Annotated in this window: 17 protein-coding genes; 8 read left to right on the top strand and 9 right to left on the bottom strand. The window is 65.2% G+C overall.

The annotated features are described in order from the left end of the window. Nucleotides 1–42 precede the first annotated feature (42 nt). Both ABIB73_RS35205 and ABIB73_RS35200 read left to right on the top strand, forming a co-directional pair. A complete protein-coding gene (locus ABIB73_RS35205) occupies nt 43–414 on the top strand; it encodes a Crp/Fnr family transcriptional regulator (RefSeq protein WP_354231815.1) in 372 nt (123 codons plus the stop codon). Then, the gene (locus ABIB73_RS35200) at nt 411–1223 is read left to right on the top strand and encodes an MBL fold metallo-hydrolase (protein ID WP_354231813.1); all 813 of its coding nucleotides are present in this window, start codon (nt 411–413) and stop codon (nt 1221–1223) included. The genes ABIB73_RS35205 and ABIB73_RS35200 overlap by 4 nt, the downstream gene beginning before the upstream one ends. A 190-nt stretch (nt 1224–1413) precedes the next feature. Here the strand turns inward: ABIB73_RS35200 and ABIB73_RS35195 are convergent, their stop codons facing one another. Genes ABIB73_RS35195 through ABIB73_RS35185 form a run of 3 tightly spaced genes read right to left on the bottom strand, consistent with a single transcriptional unit; the run spans nt 1414 to nt 3416 of the window. Next, a complete protein-coding gene (locus ABIB73_RS35195; RefSeq protein ID WP_354231812.1) occupies nt 1414–1911 on the bottom strand; it encodes a TPM domain-containing protein in 498 nt (165 codons plus the stop codon). A 3-nt stretch (nt 1912–1914) separates the two neighbouring features. After that, nucleotides 1915–2793, bottom strand: coding sequence for a TPM domain-containing protein (locus tag ABIB73_RS35190; RefSeq protein WP_354231810.1), 879 nt, complete (start codon nt 2791–2793; stop codon nt 1915–1917). A gap of 14 nt (nt 2794–2807) precedes the next feature. Beyond that, complete coding sequence (locus ABIB73_RS35185; protein WP_354231808.1) at nt 2808–3416, bottom strand: LemA family protein; 609 nt, start codon at nt 3414–3416, stop codon at nt 2808–2810. Between the two features lie 178 nt (nt 3417–3594). Between ABIB73_RS35185 and ABIB73_RS35180 the strand changes: the two genes are divergently transcribed. Genes ABIB73_RS35180 through ABIB73_RS35170 form a run of 3 tightly spaced genes read left to right on the top strand, consistent with a single transcriptional unit; the run spans nt 3595 to nt 6817 of the window. After that, on the top strand, nt 3595–4449 hold the full coding sequence (locus ABIB73_RS35180; RefSeq protein WP_354231806.1) for an enoyl-CoA hydratase: 855 nt from the start codon (nt 3595–3597) through the stop codon (nt 4447–4449). A 5-nt stretch (nt 4450–4454) separates the two neighbouring features. Then, nucleotides 4455–5603 (top strand): acyl-CoA dehydrogenase family protein, encoded by a 1149-nt coding sequence (locus ABIB73_RS35175; RefSeq protein WP_354231804.1) that lies wholly within the window; start codon nt 4455–4457, stop codon nt 5601–5603. A gap of 17 nt (nt 5604–5620) precedes the next feature. Next, nucleotides 5621–6817 (top strand): acyl-CoA dehydrogenase family protein, encoded by a 1197-nt coding sequence (locus tag ABIB73_RS35170; protein WP_354231802.1) that lies wholly within the window; start codon nt 5621–5623, stop codon nt 6815–6817. 196 nt (nt 6818–7013) lie between these two features. Here the strand turns inward: ABIB73_RS35170 and ABIB73_RS35165 are convergent, their stop codons facing one another. Together ABIB73_RS35165 and ABIB73_RS35160 are read right to left on the bottom strand one after the other, a co-directional pair. Next, nucleotides 7014–9335: a xanthine dehydrogenase family protein molybdopterin-binding subunit gene (locus ABIB73_RS35165; RefSeq protein ID WP_354231800.1), complete on the bottom strand. Its 2322-nt coding sequence runs from the start codon at nt 9333–9335 to the stop codon at nt 7014–7016. Between the two features lie 116 nt (nt 9336–9451). Beyond that, complete coding sequence (locus ABIB73_RS35160) at nt 9452–10327, bottom strand: dihydrodipicolinate synthase family protein (RefSeq protein WP_354231798.1); 876 nt, start codon at nt 10325–10327, stop codon at nt 9452–9454. Nucleotides 10328–10519: 192 nt separating this feature from the next. On the opposite strand from ABIB73_RS35160, the gene ABIB73_RS35155 reads away from it, so the two are divergent. The 3 genes from ABIB73_RS35155 to ABIB73_RS35145 all read left to right on the top strand — a co-directional run bounded on the left by ABIB73_RS35155 (nt 10520) and on the right by ABIB73_RS35145 (nt 12702). Further along, nucleotides 10520–11287: a transporter gene (locus ABIB73_RS35155; protein WP_354231796.1), complete on the top strand. Its 768-nt coding sequence runs from the start codon at nt 10520–10522 to the stop codon at nt 11285–11287. A 180-nt stretch (nt 11288–11467) separates the two neighbouring features. Next, nucleotides 11468–12334, top strand: a complete 867-nt coding sequence (locus ABIB73_RS35150; RefSeq protein WP_354231794.1) for a S1C family serine protease — start codon at nt 11468–11470, stop codon at nt 12332–12334. After that, a complete protein-coding gene (locus ABIB73_RS35145; RefSeq protein ID WP_354231792.1) occupies nt 12331–12702 on the top strand; it encodes a response regulator transcription factor in 372 nt (123 codons plus the stop codon). The genes ABIB73_RS35150 and ABIB73_RS35145 overlap by 4 nt, the downstream gene beginning before the upstream one ends. Here ABIB73_RS35145 and ABIB73_RS35140 read toward each other — a convergent pair. The 4 genes from ABIB73_RS35140 to ABIB73_RS35125 all read right to left on the bottom strand — a co-directional run bounded on the left by ABIB73_RS35140 (nt 12699) and on the right by ABIB73_RS35125 (nt 17742). After that, nucleotides 12699–13772 carry a sensor histidine kinase gene (locus ABIB73_RS35140; RefSeq protein WP_354231790.1) on the bottom strand — a complete coding sequence of 358 codons (1074 nt, stop codon included), beginning with the start codon at nt 13770–13772 and terminating at the stop codon, nt 12699–12701. The genes ABIB73_RS35145 and ABIB73_RS35140 overlap by 4 nt on opposite strands. Then, nucleotides 13759–14451 carry a response regulator transcription factor gene (locus ABIB73_RS35135; protein WP_354231788.1) on the bottom strand — a complete coding sequence of 231 codons (693 nt, stop codon included), beginning with the start codon at nt 14449–14451 and terminating at the stop codon, nt 13759–13761. Before ABIB73_RS35135 ends, ABIB73_RS35140 begins: the two co-directional genes overlap by 14 nt. A 97-nt stretch (nt 14452–14548) precedes the next feature. Then, complete coding sequence (locus ABIB73_RS35130) at nt 14549–15112, bottom strand: hypothetical protein (protein ID WP_354231787.1); 564 nt, start codon at nt 15110–15112, stop codon at nt 14549–14551. A gap of 299 nt (nt 15113–15411) precedes the next feature. Beyond that, complete coding sequence (locus ABIB73_RS35125; RefSeq protein ID WP_354231785.1) at nt 15412–17742, bottom strand: Tex family protein; 2331 nt, start codon at nt 17740–17742, stop codon at nt 15412–15414. Between the last annotated feature and the right edge of the window lie 422 nt (nt 17743–18164).

Below are 18164 nucleotides of genomic sequence, written 5' to 3'. Positions count from 1 at the left end.
CTAACATGGGCCATCCCGTCAGCCAGAGGGCCAGGGCGTGCCATGACGATCGAGAAATGCATCAACGAGTTTGGTGTCGATGACGTCATCTTCGAGGAGGGCTCGACCGGCCGGGAGCTGTTTGTCGTGCTCGACGGCGAGGTCGAGATCGCCAAGGTCAACGGCGCGAGCAAGGTCAGCATCATCAAGCTCGGCAAGGGCGAGTTCTTCGGGGAGATGGCCGTGATCGACGGCTCGGCGCGCTCCGCGACGGCCATCGCGGCGGCGCCGCACACCAAGGTGATGAGGATCAACCACGCCCGCTTCGTCTATCTCGTCAGCCAGCAGCCGGCCTTCGCGCTGATGGTGATGGACGCGCTCTCGAAACGACTGCGCGCTTCCAACGCAGTTACTTACCGGGAAGCCCAACCATGAGCGACCGCAAGCCCACGGCCTTCCCGATCCTGATCAAGAACGACACCTGCTCGCTGATCCAGGCGGCGGACGACGTCTATCAGATCCGCTTTTCCAACCGTGCCGCCAACGCCTATCTCGTGCGCGGCTCGGCGCGCACGATCCTGATCGATGTCGGCCTGTCCTCGAACTATCCAGCGATGGTGGAATGTCTCAACTTCGCCGGCTGCCCGCCCGAGAAGATCGACATGGTGGTGCTGAGCCACGAGCATCTCGACCATATCGGCGCAGCCTGGCATTTCAACGAGCGCAGGACCTATGTTGCCGCGCACCGGCTCGCCGCCAACAAGATCATGCTGCGCGACGATTTTTCGATGCTACGAAAAATGTTCAACGAGCCGAACGTGCCGATCAACATCGACATCTGGCTCGAGGAAGGCAATCTGATCGACCTCGGCAATTTCCGTCTCAACGTCATGCACACGCCGGGCCACACCTCGGCCTGCATCACACTGTTCGACCAGGACAAGGGCCTCTTGTTTGCGGCCGATACGCTGATGCCCGGCGGCGTGATGGGCGGCGTGTTCGGCTCCGGCAGCATCGCCGACTACATCCAGTCGCTGGAGCGCATCAAGGGGCTGGATACAAAGATCCTGCTCTCAGGGCACGGACGGCTGTCGGATACGCCGCACGAGGACGTGCGCATTGCGATCGCGAGGTCGCACGGCTTGCTGGAAGACACCGCGCAATTGTTCGACGCACTGGACGCGCGATCGAATTTCGAGCCGATCATGCAGTCGGTGCGCGATCTGAACAAGCTGGATGATTAGCTAAGCTCGTGCCGAGGGCGTCCATTCGCGAGGCGAAACACGGCGCTTCCCCAATGTCGTCCCGGCGAAGGCCGGGACCCATAACCACAGGGAGTAATTTGGCGAAGACCCGCCGTTCGGGACTCGCACCGCGCGCGATCGATAGACCTCGCGGTATGGGTCCCGGCCTTCGCCGGGACGACGTCGGAGCTCACATCACCACTGGTGCATCCGGCAACTCATTGCGATGCGGGCCCTGCGGCGGGAAGTGCTTTGCTAGCTCCCGCGACACCGCCGCGATGCCGTCGATCACGCCACGCTCGAACTGGCCGGCCCCGAATTCCGCCTCCATCGCGCGGCAAATGTTCTCCCAGCCCGCCGCGCCCACCTTCGCGTCGATGCCGCGGTCGGCGATGATCTCGACGTCGCGGTCGGCGAGCAAGAGATAGATCAGCACGCCGTTGTTGTGCGCGGTGTCCCAGATCCGCAAATGCGAGAACACGTCGAGCGCGCGCGCGCGTGCGTGCTGATTGCGGAACAGCGGGCGGCCGTCGAGCGCGCCTTCGACGACGAAGCGGACCTGGCCGGAATGCGTCGCCTCGCCTTGCTTGATCGCCCGCTCGATGCGGTCGAGCATGTCTTGCGGAAACACCCGCCTTGCCCGCCAATGGTGCTGCAAGAGATGCCGGGTGATGCGCTCAATGTTCATGGCCTACCAGCTCCCCGACGCGCCGCCGCCACCGAAACTGCCGCCGCCGCCGCTGAAGCTGCCGCTGTCGCTGGACGACGATCCGCTGCTCCAGCCACCGGACGAAGAACCGCTCGACCAGGAGCCGCCACGCGATGGCCCCGTCGACGCCGGAAAGAGATCGGCGATGAACGCCAGGAGGAAACCGATGATCCCGGCGATCACGGCAACCCCGGCAGAGCCGAGGACGAGCAACGCCAGGACGCCGATCAGGCTGCCGGTCGCTACCGAGCCAAGCAACCGCCCCAGCAAGGTGCGAAGAAATCCGCCGATGATGAGCGAGGCAAACAGCGTGACCGGGATGATCGGTCCGATATCGTCCAGATTGCCGACGTTCACGCTGCGTGACGGAACCGGCAACGGCTCACCGTCGATGACGCGCATCATCCGCTCGACGCCGGCCGAAATGCCGCCGGCGAAATCGCCTTCCCTGAATTTTGGCGTGATGACCTCGTCGATGATCCGTCGCGAGGTGACATCGGTGAGCGCGCCTTCGAGGCCGTAGCCGACCTCGATGCGCAGGTGATGGTCGTTCTTGGCGACCACGAGGATCGCACCGTCGTCGATCTTCTTGCGGCCGATCCTCCAGGCTTCGGCAACGCGGATCGAGAACTGCTCGATTGTCTCCGGGTCTGTCGTCGGCACGATCAGTACGGCGATCTGGCTGCCTTTCCGCGTCTCGAAGTCACTGAGCTTTTGCGAGAGCGCGGCGATATCACCGCTCGACAGCGTGCCGGTCCTGTCGACCACGCGGCCGGTAAGCTGCGGCACGGCGACGTCGGCTAAGGCTGCAAACGCCCAGCCAAGCAGCCACGCAAGCAGGATAGCCTTGACGGCGCGCATCGGACCGAACGCGCTTACTTCGACGGCGCAGGCGTCGGGTTGAAATCGACCTTCGGCGCGGTCGAGATTTCCTTCTCGTTCTCGACCGAGAAGTTCGGCTTCTCCTTGTAGCCGAACGCCATCGCGGTGAGGTTGCTCGGGAACGATCGGATGGTGACGTTATAGTCCTGCACCGCCTTGATGTAGCGGTTGCGCGCCACCGTGATGCGGTTCTCGGTGCCCTCGAGCTGGGACATCAGGTCCTTGAACAGCGCATCGGACTTGAGCTGCGGATAGTTTTCCGTGACCACAAGAAGCCGCGACAATGCGCTGGAGAGCTCGCCCTGGGCCGCCTGGAATTTCTGGAAGGCGGCGGGATCGTTCAGCACTTCCGGCGTCGCCTGGATGCTGCCGACCTTGGCGCGCGCATTGGTGACGCCGAGCAGCACGTCCTTCTCCTGCTGCGCAAAACCCTTCACCGAGTTGACCAGATTGGGCACGAGATCGGCGCGGCGCTGGTACTGGTTCACGACCTCGGACCAATTGGCCTTGATCTGCTCGTCTTGGCCCTGGATCGCGTTATAGCCGCAATTGGTGAGGCTGAGCGAGGCCAGCGCCGCCAGCACGGTCAGGATCTTGCGCATCAAATTTCTCCCCGGTGGAATCTGGCGCAAACTACCAGATTGAGCGCGGGCGGTACCAGACATCTTGTGCCGGAGGCGCGAAAAGCAGCCGATTTACGCAAGCCACTTGCCTAATCCTGATTGAGATAGTCAACTCAAGGAAACAATAATTCCAAGATGGAAACGCCAGGGGAACGCCATGACCTCGTTCGAGACCATCCTCGTCGAAAGGCCGGAGCCGGCGATAGTACGGGTCGTGATGAATCGGCCCGAAGCGCGCAACGCGCAAAACCTGCAAATGACCTACGATCTCAACACCGCTTTCGATGCGGCGGTGCAGGACGACGCGGTCAAGGTGATCATCCTCGCCGGCAACGGGCCGCACTTCTCCTCCGGCCATGATTTGCGCCCAGGCGGCAAGAACGCCGCCGGCGTCGATTTTCCGCCGATCGGAAATTGGGGCGGCTTTGCGGAGGCCAACGCGCACGGCCGCTTCGCGCGCGAGCAGGAGATCTATCTCCAGATCACGCGGCGCTGGCGCAACCTCGCCAAGCCGACGATTGCGGAGGTGCACGGCAAGTGCATCGCCGGTGGCCTGATGCTGGCTTGGGCCTGCGACCTCATTATCGCCAGCGACGATGCGCAGTTTTGCGACCCGGTTGTGACGATGGGCGTCTGCGGCGTCGAATGGTTCGTGCATCCCTGGGAGTTGGGTCCGCGCAAGGCCAAGGAATTCCTGTTCACGGCAGATAGCTGGAGCGCGCAGGAGGCGCACCAACTCGGCATGGTCAACCAGGTCGTGCCCCGCGCGGAGCTGTCGGCGAGCGTGCTCGCGCTGGCGCGTAGGATCGCGGCAAAGCCGTCCTTCGCACTGAAGCTGACCAAGGAGGCCGTCAACCGCTCGGTCGACGTGATGGGCCAGCCCGCTGCGATCGACCAGGCCTTTGCGCTGCATCAGCTCTGCCACGCCCACAACCTTCAGGAGTTCGGCATGGTGGTCGATCCATCCGGCCTGCATCCCTCCGTGCGCAAGCCGCCGGCGGCCGCGGAGTAGACGCGATGGACCTCAATCTCAGTGACGAGCAACGGCTGCTGCGCGAGAGTGTCGAACGCTTCATCGCCGAAAGCTATGACGCCGATCATCGCCGCAAGATGGCGAGCGATCCGCTCGGATTCAGCCCGGCGGTGTGGAAGCAGTTCGCCGAGCTCGGCTGGCTGGCGCTGCCGATCTCGGAGGAGTTTGATGGGCTCGGCGGCGGTGCGGTCGAGATCGGCATTTTGATGGAAGCCTTTGGCCGCGGGCTGGTGTCCGAGCCTTACGTTGCGACCGTCGTGCTCGGAGCCGGACTGATCGACCGATGCGGCAGCACGGCGCAGAAGCGCGCGAGGCTGCCGAAGATCGCAGACGGCACATTGAGGGTGGCCTTTGCTCATTCCGAGCGCGCTGCCCGGTTCGATCTTGCCAAGGTCGCGACCATCGCCAACAAGGCGGCACAAGGCTGGCGCCTTGCCGGCAGCAAGATCGCCGTGCTCGACGGCCACAGCGCCGACGAGATTATCGTCTCTGCGCATGTCCATGATCACCAGGGCCGATCGGGGCGGATCGGCCTGTTCCTGGTGTCGGCGCAGACGCCGAGCCTTGCGATCTCTGACTATGAGCGCCTCGGCGGCGGGCGCGCTTGCAATATCGAACTGTCGGATGTTCACCTGCCGGAGGACGCTCTGCTCGGCGACGATCACGATGCCTTGCCCGCAATCGAATGGGCCGTTGACCGCGCCATGGCCGCGCTCGGTGCGGAGGCCGTCGGCATCATGCAGACGCTTGTCGACACGACGCTGGAATACACCAAGATCCGAAAACAGTTCGGCCGGCCGCTGTCGGCCAATCAGGTGATCCGTCATCGCCTCGCCGACATGGCGATGCATGTCGATGAAGCGCGCTCGATGGCGCTGCGCGCCGCGCTGAAGGTCGATGCCGAACCGGTCGAGCGTGCGCGAGCCGCCTCTGGCGCGAAGGCGAAGATCGGCAAATGCGCGCGCTTCGTCGGCGAACAGTCGATCCAGCTTCACGGCGGCATGGGCGTCACTGAGGAGCTCGAGGTCGGCGCGTATTTCAAGCGGCTGGTCGCCTTCGACACGCTGTTCGGCGGCAGTGGGCACCATTATCGCCGCCATGCCGAGCTTGGCCGCACGGCTGTGCCGACCTGAACCGAGAGGAGCTCACCATGGACCTGTCGTTCAATGCCGAGGAGCGCGCCTTCCAGGACGAGGTGCGCGGCTTCATCGCCAAAAATCTCACCGAGGAGGTGAAGCGCGCCACCGCGCTGACGCCCTCGGTATTCTCGGACCCTGATATCGGCATGGCCTGGCAGCGCGCATTGCACAGGCAAGGCTGGGGCGCGCCGGGCTGGCCGGTAGACCATGGCGGGCCGGACTGGACGCCGGCGCAGCGCTGGATCTTCGAGACGGAATCCGCGCGCGCCGGTGTGCCGAACGTCAATGTGATGGGCGTGAAGATGGTCGGGCCCGTCATCATCGGTTTCGGTTCGCCGGAGCAGAAGAATTTCTATCTGCCGCGGATTCTGTCCGGCGAGGATTATTGGTGCCAGGGCTATTCCGAGCCGGGCTCCGGCTCCGACCTCTCCTCGCTGAAGACGCGCGCGGTGCGCGACGGCAACGACTACATCATCAACGGCACCAAGATCTGGACCACGCATGCCCACCACGCCAACCGCATGTTCGCGCTGGTGCGCACCAGCGACGGGCCGCGGCAGCAGGACGGCATCAGCTTTGTCCTGATCGACATGACAACGCCGGGCATCACCACGCGTCCCATTCTCACCATCGGCGGCGACCACGAGGTCAACCAGGTGTTCTTCGACGACGTGCGGGTGCCCGCGGCCAACCGCGTCGGCGAGGAGGGCAAGGGCTGGACCTACGGCAAATATCTGCTCGAGTTCGAGCGCGGCTCCGGCATCGCGTCAGCGAAGCTGCGCGAAGGGTTGAAGGCGATCGCGGAGCTCGCCGAGTCGGACCTGACGGGTCGCGCGATCGACAGCCCTGACATCGCCACCCGCATCTCCGAGGTCGAGGTCGACATCGACGCACTTGAGATGACGGAGCTGCGCGTGCTCTCGGCGCTCCAGACCGGGCAGAACCCCGGCGCAGTGTCGTCGATCCTGAAGCTGCGCAACAGCGAGATCCGCCAGGCCGTGACGCGGCTTGGCGCCGACGTGATCGGCCACGACGCCCTTGCGGTCGAGCCGATGCGCCCGCTCTACAGGCTCAACCATGAGCCGGCGATCCCGGAGGAGATGCTGACGGCTGTGCCGGAATATCTCAACGGCCGGGCGTATACGATCTTCGGCGGCACATCGGAGATCCAGCGCGACATTATTGCGAAGATGATGCTGGGGATTTGAGCGGCAGCAATTTAATAGCGCTCGCGCCATACCCTCGGTGTCGTCCCGGCGAAGGCCGGGACCCATAACCCCAGGGAGAAGTTGCGGCGCGAGGCTGGCAACTACCAATCTTCGCCAAATCAGATTCGGTGGTTATGGGTCCCGGCCTTCGCCGGGACGACAATTGAGATTGCAGCGGCAGCGCAGGCTACAACTCCTAACCCACCCTCGCGTCCCTGATCGCCTTCCAGATCTTCTGCGGCGTCAGGGGCGTGTTGAGCTGGGTGATGCCGAGCTCGGCGAGCGCATCCATCACGCCGTTGGTGACGCAGGGCGGGCCGCCGATGGCGCCGGATTCGCCGCAGCCCTTGGCGCCGAGCGGATTGGTGCGGCAGGGCGCGGAGTCGTCGAGCGTCACCACGATCGGCGGAACGTCGTCGGCGCGCGGGATGCAGTAGTCTTGGTAGCTCGCGGTGAGGAGCTGACCGTCGGCATCGTACGACACGCCTTCATACAATGCCTGGCCGATGCCCTGCGCGACGCCGCCATGGATCTGGCCGGTGACCAGCATCGGATTCACCGCGACGCCGACGTCGTCGACGGTGGTGTAGCGCACCACGCGGGAGATGCCGGTCTCCGGATCGATCTCGACCTCGCAGATATGCGTGCCGTTCGGCCAGCTCGGACCGTCGACCTCACCTTCGGAATCGACGCTGAGCTTGGCGCCGCTCTCCTTCCCGGCGAGATCGAACAGGCTGATGCGGCGGTCGGTGCCGACCACGGTGAGCATGCCGCCCTGATATTCGATGTCCTCGACCGAGGTCTCGAGCACGTTCGCCGCCTTCTCGCGCGCCTTCTGGATCAAATCGTTGGAGGAAACCGCCACGGCCGTGCCGCCGACGAACAGCGAGCGGGAGCCGACGCTGCCAAAACCAAGCGCGAGATCCGTATCGCCCTGCACGACGTCGATCTTGTCCATGGAGACGCCAAGCGTGGCGGCGATCATCTGGGTGTAGGTGGTCGCAAGTCCCTGCCCCATCGCCATTGTGCCGGAATGCAGAATGACGCGGCCTTGCGACGTCGCGTGCAGGCTGACCTTTTCGGTGTGCGCGCGGCCGCCGGTCCATTCGATGTAGGAGGTGAGTCCGCGGCCGTAGAGCAGGCCCTTCTTCTTCGCCGCTTTCTTGCGTGCGGCAAAGCCATCCCAGTCCGCAAGCTTCACCGCGCGGTCGAGCATGTGCGCGAAGGCGCCGGAATCGTAAACCTGGCCCGCCGCGTTGGTGTATGGCAACTGCGCCGGCTTGATGTAGTTCACTTTGCGGATCGCGCGCGGATCCATGCCGATCTTTCGCGCGGCAGCATCAAACAGGCGCTCGACGATGAAGACCGCTTCGGGACGGCCCGCGCCGCGATAGGCGCCGACCGGTGCGGTGTGGGTCATCACCGACTTGATCTCGAAATGCACCAGCGGCAAATCGTAAACGCCGGTCTGCACGAACGGCCCGAGCACCAGCGGAATGATGTTGCCGGCACCCGATGAATACGCGCCGGTGCAGCCGATCGACGTGACGCGATAGGCAAGCACCTTGCCTTTTTCGTCGAGCGCAAAGGAAGCAGTCGAGGTGAGGTCGCGGCCGTGGGTGCCGCTGACGAACTCGTCGGTACGATCGCCACGCCAGCGGATTTTCCTGCTCAGCTTGGTCGCGACATAGGCGACGATGCCGTCTTCGGGATAGAGATTGGTCTTCTGGCCAAAGCCGCCGCCGATGTCGCCGACCAGCACGCGCACGCTGTCTTTCGGCCGCTTCAGCACGGCTTCGGCCAACACGTCGCGGGTCGAGGCTGGCGTCTGCGACTGCACATGGAGGAGGAGGCGACCGGAGGCCTTGTCGATCTCGGCAATGGTCGAACGCGGCTCCATTGCGGAGGGCACAAGGCGCTGGCTGATGAGATCGAGCTCGACGGTGTGCGCGGCCCTGGCGAACGCTTCGTCCACCTTGGCGGGGTCGCCATAGCTCATGGCGCCGACGATGTTGTCGGGGGCGTCCGGCCACACGACCGGCGCACCGGGCTTCACCGCCTCGACGGGATCGACCACTGCGGGCCGCACGTCATATTCGACCTCAATCGCTTCGGCCGCGCTCTGGGCCTCTGCTCGTGACGAAGCCACCACGGCTGCCACTGCCTCGCCGGTGTAGCGCACGATTTCATGGGCAAGCAGCCGGCGCGGGGGCACCGTCATCGGCTTGCCGTCGGGGCGCTTGAAGATGTTTAGCGTCGGAATGGTGCCGATGTCGTCCTTGATCAGATCGGCGCCGGTGTAGATCGCGGTGACTCCGGGCATTCCGGCAGCCGCGCTTGTGTCGATCGCGACGATTTTGGCGTGCGCATGCGGCGAGCGCAGCACGTGCAACCACAGCGCGCCGTCCTCCGGCTTGTCGTCGATGAACTGCCCCTTCCCGGTGAGCAACCTGAGGTCTTCCAAACGCTTGACGGGTTGGCCCGCTCCGAAACGCAGATTGCCGGGGAGAATGTTCATTCCGCTGGGTCCTTGAAGTCTCTTGAAATGCGGGCTGCCTTTTAGCGGATCGAGGCAGACGAGACCAGCCGCGGTTTTGGGCGGCCGGACCATGGATTCGTCATGCCGGGGAGCGGCTAGGCGAGCTCCCGCAACGCCGCTTCCACGACCCTGCGCTGCTCCGCCGTCAGCGCGGCCTGCGGCGGGACGGGGTCGCCGACGTCGTAGCCCTGGATGGCCAAGCCAGCCTTGATGCAGGCGGCGAGATTGAAGCGGGCAAAGGCTTCGTTGATGCGCCACAGCCTGCGCTGGAGCGCCATGGCCTCATCCCAGCGCCCAGCCTTGCAGAGGTCGTAGAGCGCGACGCTCTGGCGCGGGATGATGCAGGCCGGCCCTGCCATCCAGCCGAGGCCGCCGATCAGCATCACCGCGGCCGGGATATGGGCGGAGGCCGAGAACACGCGCAAGCCATCGCCGCAGCGGTTCATGATCGAGAGCAGGCGGCCGGTGTTTGTCGAGGCGTCCTTGATGTAGCCGATGCGCGGATGCTCGGCGAGGCGCGCGACGACATCGAGGGTGAGATCGGAGCGCTGAAATTGCGGGTTGGTGTAGATGACGACGGGGATATCGACGGCATCCGCAATACTGCGGAAATAGGATTCGACCTGGGCGTCGGCGAGCGGAAAGTAAGCCTCGAGGATCGCCAGAATGCCGTCGGCGCCGAGCCTCTGGTAGGCCTTGGCTTGCGCCACGGCGTCCGCCGTCGAGGTCGAGGCGACACCGGCCACGACCGGCACGCGGCCGTTCGCGGCCTCGATCGTGGTTTGCACGACCGACATGCGCTGCGTTGGGTTGAGATAGGCGAACTCGCCGGTCGAGCCGAGCGGCGTCAGCCCGTGCACACCAGAGCCAATCAGGTCGTCGCTGAGCTTTCCGAGGACGTTCGTCCGCACCGCGCCGTCGGCATCGACGGGCGAGACCAGATAGGGGAAGACGCCGTGAAAATCGGACATGTCGGGGAATAAATTCCGGGGACGTTTGGTCTTCTTGGGCAGGCGCGATCCAGCGCGTGCTATCACGGGGCATTATTGCCAGCAAGCGAACTGCTGTCGAAGAGAGTATTTGTGGTTTCGGGAATTGTCCTGCGAATTTGGCGGGCATCGTTGTATTGCGCCGGATTCCTCGCGGCCGCGCTGTGCCCCTGCGTGGCTCAGGCTGGTGAATGTCCGTCACCGCAATCGCAGATCGCGACCGATCGCCCCGACGTCACCAATTCCAGCCTGGTCGTGCCGGCAGGCAGCATCCAGAGCGAGAACGGCGTCAACACGTCCCGCCAGAGCGCCGGCAAGGGGTTTGACGGCAGCAACAGCCGCTTCCGTTTCGGTGTCGCGCCCTGCCTCGAAGTGCTGGTCGATGTTCCCAACTATGTCGGACGGCTGACCGGCACGGTCGACACCGGTTTCACCAATGTCTCACCCGCAGTGAAATGGCAGGCGAGCGGGCTGCCCGAGCCAGCGAACCTGTCGGTGGTGTTCGGCGTCGGCCTGCCGACCGGCACGCCCGCAATCGCCGGCGCGGGCCTCCAGCCCTATCAGCAATTGCCCTGGTCCTACGAGCTCAGCGGCGGCTGGGGCATCAGCGGCATGGTCACCAGCTTCTTCCGGCCATCGGATCTCGCCAGCCACCAGACCAGCGAGGCGACATTCGCGATCGAACGGAAGGTCACAGAGAAGCTGGCGCTGTTCGCCGAGTATGTCGGCGACTATCCGTCGCGAGGCGCGAGCACGGCGCTGCTCAATGTCGGCGGCGGCTATCTCCTGAGCCGCACCGGGCAGCTCGATTTTCATCTCGCCTTCGGCCTCAACCGGAATTCGCCGGATTACATCATCGGCGCCGGCTATTCCTACCGCTGGGATAACGTCCTGAGCGCGACGCCGAGAGCGCCCGGCAGGTTGAAACTCCATTCCGATTGATCGCCGCTCCCTTGAGCGCGCTCTCGCCGGCGCCGGGACCTACATGCCGCCCTTGCACGAAGCTCTTCCCGCACAGCAAGCAGCACCTACATGTGACCATGAATGCCTGTCCTGGCCATCCGGCCAGTTTCCGGATCGGTCGCGACAATCCAGATTGAGGGCAGCTTATAGGAGCTTCCCATGACCGACCCCACTGCTCTGTCTTCGCTGTCGTCCGCGCTCGCGGATGTCGTGGCCCGCGCCGCGCCGTCCGTCGTCACCGTGCATTCCCACCGCTCCCGCGCGACGGGCTTTGTCTGGAAGCCCGGCCTGATCGTCACCGCCGACGAGGCGCTGGCCGACGAGGGTGAGGTCGAGATCGGCCTCCCCGACGGCAGCACCGTCGCCGCCACCATCGCCGGCCGCGACCACACCACCGATATCGCGCTCTTGCGCGCTGATACCGGTATCGCCCCTGTCAACTTGGCCGCCACCGTCCCCGCCCTCGGCACATTGTCGGTCGTCGTCGCCACCAACCGCGATGCGCCGAGCGCGGCGCTGGGGATGGTGTCGCTGTCCGGCAAGAGCTGGCGCAGCCTGCGCGGCGGCGATATCGATGCGCGGATCGAGCTCGATGTTCGCCTGCGTCCCAGCCAGGAAGGCGGCCTTGCACTGGATGCCGCGGGCGACGCTTTCGGCATGGCCGTGCTGGGACCACGTCGCGTGCTGGTGATTCCGGCGGCGACGATCGAGCGCGTCGCAGCCCAGCTCGAAACACGCGGCCGTATCGCCCGCGGTTATCTCGGGCTCGGGCTCCAGCCAGTGCGGCTCGACGACGGTGTCGGCGCGATGGTGATGAATGTCGACAAGAGCGGTCCTTCGGCTGCGGCCGGCATCCGCCAGGGCGACGTGATCGTGGCGGTCAACGACCAAAAACTCTCCGGCGTGCGCGCGCTGTCGCGGACGCTGGGACCCGCGAGCGTCGGCGCTGTGGTCGATGTCGCCGTGCGCCGCGGCGGCGAGCCGGTCAGCTTCAAGGTTACGGTCGGCGAGAGGCCGGAGGCGTGAACGAGGACAAGGCGCCTGACATCGTGCTCACCCTGGAGATCGACGATCCCGCCCTCGCCGATCGCCTGACGGCGCTGCTCGGCGGCGTCGCCGGGCTTCGCCTCGCCGCGCCCGGCGAGCAGGCCGCGGCGACGGTCGTTGCCCGCGATCCCCGCAGCATGCCCGAAGACATCGCGCTGACGCAGCGCGAGCTCGACGTGCTAGCGCTGATGGCCGAGGGCGCCTCCAACAAGATGATCGCGCGTCGGCTCAGCATTTCCGTGCATACCGTGAAATTCCACGTCGGCTCGCTGCTCGACAAGCTAGATGCCACCGGCCGCACCGACGCGGTGGCACACGCGGCGCGCCGCGGCGTGATCGAGCTCTAGGACCGGTGCGGTGGGAAGCTGAGCTGGACCGTCAGGCCCGGCGCATTGTCATGCAGCGCGATCTCGGCGCCATGGAGGCGTGCGACCGCCGCGACGAGGCTGAGGCCTAGCCCATTGCCCGGCGTGTAGCGGCTCTGTTCGAGCCGGTAGAAGCGTTTGAACACGTGATCCTGGTGGTCAGTGGCAATGCCCGGACCATCGTCAGCGATCGCAATCATCGCGCCGTCGCCGGCGTTACGGCAGGTCACGGTCACTTGCCCGCCCGCGCGGCCGTGCTTGATCGCGTTATCGACGAGATTGGCGATGGCATCGAACAGCAGGTCGCGATCGCCGGTCACGGGCACCTCTCGGTCGCCGCCGAGGCTCAGACCCGTCGCAACCTGCTCGGCGGCAGCGTCGTAGAGCTCGACGACTTCGCCCGCGACCTCGGCGAGGTCGAGCGCGCGAAAGGCACTTCTGCGCGCGCGGGTCTCGATCTCCGAGATCCGCGTGATGGAGGCGAACATGCCGAGCACAGCGTCGAGGTCGGCGATGGTATCGCCGATCAGCGCGGCATCGGCCTCGCCGCTGCGCGGGGCGTGATAGGCCTTTTCGAGCCGGCCGCGCATGCGGGTGAGCGGCGTCCGCAGGTCATGGGCGACATTGTCGCTGACCTGCTTGACCTCGCCCATCAGCGTCTCGATGCGATCGAGCATCTGGTTGAGGTTTTCGGCGACACGGTCCCACTCGTCATGGCTGCCGCGCAAGGGAATGCGCTGGTCGAGGCCGGCGAGCATGATCGCACGACTGGTGGCATTGATCTCTTCGATCCGCCCGACCGTGCGCCGCGTCACCAGAACGGCTGCAAGACTGGCCAGCACCGCGAGCAGCACGGCAACGGCAATCATCGCGAGCTCGATCATGGCGGTGAAGCCATCATGATCGCCGGCATCGCCGACCCGGCTCCGCACATAGGCGAGCGTGCCGAAATAGACGTAAGTCATGATGGCCGCAACGATCAGCCCGAACGCCGCGATTGCGATCAGCGCCAGGCGGAAGGTCGACGAACGAAGCGTCTTAGCCAGGAGCACGGAGGCAATATCCGATACCGCGGATGGTGTGAATCAGCGGATAGGCTTGGGCATCGTCGACCTTGCGGCGGACACGCCCGACATAGACGTCGATGATGTTGGTGGAGGGATCGAAATGCAGATCCCAGACGTGCTGGAGCAGCATCGCGCGGGAGACGACGCGCCCCTCGTTGCGGACGAGATATTCGAGCAGTTGAAACTCGCGCGGCAGCAGCGGAATCTTCCGGCCGCGGCGGCTGGCGTTGCGCGCGATCAGGTCGATGGCGAGGTCGCCGACCCGCAAGATCGTTTCCTTGGCGATGGTCTCGCTGCGGCGGCCTAACGCTTCGAGGCGTGCGAGAAGCTCGACGAAAGAGAACGGCTTGACCAGATAATCATCGCCGCCGGCGCGCAAACCCCGTACGCGGTCGTCGACCTCGCCGAGCGCGGAGATGATCAGAAAGGGCGCCGCAATACCGTCGTCGCGCAGTTGCCGCATCACGGTGATGCCGTCGATATCGGGCAGCATGCGGTCGATGGTGATCACGGCATAGTCGCGGGCGACGCCGTGGCTCAAGGCTTCACGGCCGGTCGCGGCGAGATCGACGTCATAGCCGGAGGTCGTCAGCTCCTCGATGAGCTGGCCTGCGGTTTCCGGATCGTCCTCGACGACCAGGATGCGGCGGTGGCCTCCGGTCATGACAAACTCCGCGCGACGATCGCCACCAGACTATCCCGTTCCGGGGCTGAGCGGAACCACCCGGTGGCGATCGCGACAATGGTGCGGTCCGGCGATGCTAGTACCAACTATCCCCGCACACATTGACCCATTGCCACCCATAGGGCGTCAAGCTCCGGCGCCAGCAGCCATCGTCATAGCCGGCGTAGTAATAGGGCGCGCCGAACACGGCGAAACGGCGGAAATGGTGGTGATGGAAGAAGAAGGCGTGGCGGCCGATGAAGGGCCTGCCGTGCCAGCCGGTGCCGGCGAAGCGTGGTCCGATCGCCGCATGCGCGAAGCGTGCGCCGCCGAAGGCGGGCCCGCCAAAACGGGCACCGGCAAAATGCGCGCCGCCCATGCCGCCGACATGCATGCCGCCGAAGCTGCCAGCATGCATTCCGCCACCGAAGCCACCGCCGTGCATCCCGCCGCCGAAGCCGCCAGCATGCATTCCGCCACCGAAGCCACCGCCGTGCATCCCGCCGCCGAAGCCGCCGCCACCATGCCCGCCGCCGCCGAAACCACCACCCCCATGGCCGCCGCCCCCACCTCCGCCACCCCGAGCGAGAACGGGCGAAGCGACCGCCACCGTCGCAGCCATGGCCGCCGCGACGACGCCGGTGAGAAGCCTGTTGTTCATCTGAATATCCTCCTTGTCGCGGCGACAGTCTCGCCGCTCCAGGGGATCAGATGAGGAAAATACGCCCTCACCTTCAACTTACAAATGCGCCAGATTCTGACGCGGAAGTTAGGAAGGCGGACCCGCGCTCTCTCCTCGTCATTGCGAGGAGCCCTTGCGACGAAGCAATCCAGACTGTCTCAGCGGAGGTAGTCTGGATTGCTTCGCTGCGCTCGCAATGACGACGTGGATAGAACACTCCATACGTCGGGGAGCTCCTCCCCCCGCAAAGAGCGCAAAGAGCGGGGAGAGGTTAAGACTCACGCCCGCTTGCCGCCGTTCTTCTCGGCCGCACGGCGCAGTGCGTCCGCGAGGGCACCGCCGCCGGAGGATTCCTGCTTGCGCGGCGCCGACGAGGTCATGCGGGCGGTGTTGCGCGAATTGTCGCGCTGCATGCCGGCGTCCTTCTTCTCGCCGACCTCGTCGTCAAGCCGCAGCGTCAGCGAGATGCGCTTGCGCCCGACCTCGAAGTCCAGAACCTTCACCTTGACGATATCGCCGGGCTTCACCACTTCGCGCGGATCCTTGATGAAGGTTTTCGACATCGCCGAAATGTGCACGAGGCCGTCCTGGTGCACGCCGATGTCGACGAACGCGCCAAAGGCGGCGACGTTGGTCACAGTGCCTTCGAGGATCATGCCCTTCTTGAGATGCTTGATCTCCTCGACGCCCTCCATGAACACCGCGGCCTTGAATGCCGGGCGTGGATCGCGGCCGGGCTTTTCAAGCTCGCGCAGAATGTCGGTGACGGTCGGCAGACCGAAGGTCTCGTCGACGAACTCCTTCGGCTTCAACGTACGCACGATCTCGCTGCTGCCGATCAGCGCCTTGATGTCGCTCTTGGTGGCGCTGAGAATGCGACGCACCACCGGATAGGCTTCCGGATGTACGCCGGACGCATCGAGCGGATCCTCGCCGCCGAGGATACGCAAAAAGCCCGCGCACTGCTCGAACGCCTTGGGCCCGAGCCGCGGCACCTCCTTCAGCGCCTTGCGCGACTTGAACGGGCCGTTGGCGTCTCGGTGTGCCACGATGCTCTGCGCAAGACCGGAGCCTACGCCCGACACGCGCGCAAGAAGCGGTGCGGAGGCGGTGTTGACGTCGACACCGACCGCGTTGACGCAGTCCTCGACCACGGCATCGAGCGACTTGGCGAGCTTGGCCTGGCCGAGGTCGTGCTGATACTGGCCGACACCAATCGCCTTGGGCTCGATCTTGACGAGCTCGGCGAGCGGATCCTGGAGGCGGCGCGCGATCGAGACCGCACCGCGCAGGGTGACGTCGAGGCCCGGCAATTCCTCCGAGGCGAAAGCCGAGGCCGAGTAGACCGACGCACCGGCTTCCGACACCACGATCTTGGTCATCTTCAGCTCGGCCAGGCCCTTGACGAGGTCGGCCGCAAGCTTGTCGGTCTCGCGCGAGGCGGTGCCGTTGCCGATCGCGATCAGCTCGACGCGATGCTTCAGCGCGAGCTTGCCGAGGATCGCCAGCGCCTCGTTCCACTGCCGCTGCGGCTCGTGCGGGTAGATCACGGCGGTATCGACCACCTTGCCGGTCGCGTCGATCACGGCGACCTTGACGCCAGTGCGGTAGCCGGGATCGAGCCCCATGGTGACGCGGGTGCCGGCGGGCGCGGCCAACAGCAAGTCGCGCAGGTTGGAAGCGAACACGCGCACGGCCTCGGTCTCGGCCGCGTTCCACAACCGCATGCGCAGGTCGATGTTGAGATGCACCTGGATCTTGGTGCGCCAGGCCCAGCGCACGGTGTCGATCATCCAGCGGTCGCCGGCGCGCTTGAGGTCAGCAATGCCGAACCGCTTCATGATCTTCAGCTCATAGGCGCCCGGCACACCCGCGGGCGGTGCTTCGGCCTCGGCGTGGATCTGGAGATCCAGAATCTCCTCCTTCTCGCCCCGGAACATCGCGAGGATGCGGTGCGACGGCAGTTTGGTCAGCGGCTCGGAGAAATCGAAATAGTCGGCGAACTTCTCGCCCTCGGTCTTCTTGCCCTGGCGCACGGTGGAGGCCATGTGCGCATTGGTCCACATTTCCTCGCGCAAGCTCCCGATCAGGTCGGCGTCCTCGTCGAAGCGCTCGACCAGGATGGCGCGGGCACCGTCGAGCGCAGCGGCGGCGTCTGCAACGCCCTTCTCGGCGTTGACGAAGATCTCCGCCACCACCTTCGGATCGTTCATGGGCTCGGTCATCAGCTGATTGGCGAGCGGCTCGAGGCCGGCTTCCTTGGCGATCTCGGCCTTGGTGCGGCGCTTCGGCTTGAACGGCAGGTAGATGTCTTCCAGGCGCGCCTTGCTGTCGGCGGCGAGAATGCTGGCTTCGAGTGCGGCATCGAGCTTGCCCTGCTCGCGGACCGATTCGAGGATGGCCTTGCGGCGGTCCTCGAGCTCGCGCAGGTAGACCAGACGCTCCTCGAGGGTGCGCAGTTGCGCGTCGTCGAGCGCACCGGTCGCTTCCTTGCGGTAGCGGGCGATGAAGGGAACCGTGGCGCCGCCGTCGAGCAGCGTCACCGTCGCCTCGACCTGCTCCGCCCGAACCCCAAGCTCCTGCGCAATTCTCTGGTTGATATTCGCCACGCGAGAACCCCTCTATCCAAGCACGCAACGCGAACCGAAACCGGCCGCGGGACGCCGCTTATGGACCAACCGAGGTTGATTCATCAAGGTGCGGTGCGCAACCGTCGACAGAGGATTTTTTTTGTTGAAGCGATGCGATCTCGCCACAATCGTGGGGGTCGCGGGCGTTCCTCTTGCTTCGACCAAGATACTAACCCCGTCATCCTGAGGTGCGACCCATGGGGCGCAACGCGCCACATGGTGAGCCTCGAAGGATGAACGGCCGGGATGTAGCAAGGCCGTCGCCCTTCGAGGCTCGCCCAGCGGCGCAATGGCGCCGCAAGGCTTGCACCTCAGAGCGTGTGATTTTTTTGGCAGCGTGCCAGGTAAATCTGTCCGAATGCTGGTGGAATGTGATTCTCTGGCGATGATGGATTGGCGGG

The organism is Bradyrhizobium sp. F1.4.3 (genome assembly GCF_040548375.1).
Taxonomy (GTDB): Bacteria; Pseudomonadota; Alphaproteobacteria; order Rhizobiales; family Xanthobacteraceae; genus Bradyrhizobium.
This window is presented reverse-complemented; position numbering and strand designations above follow the sequence as displayed.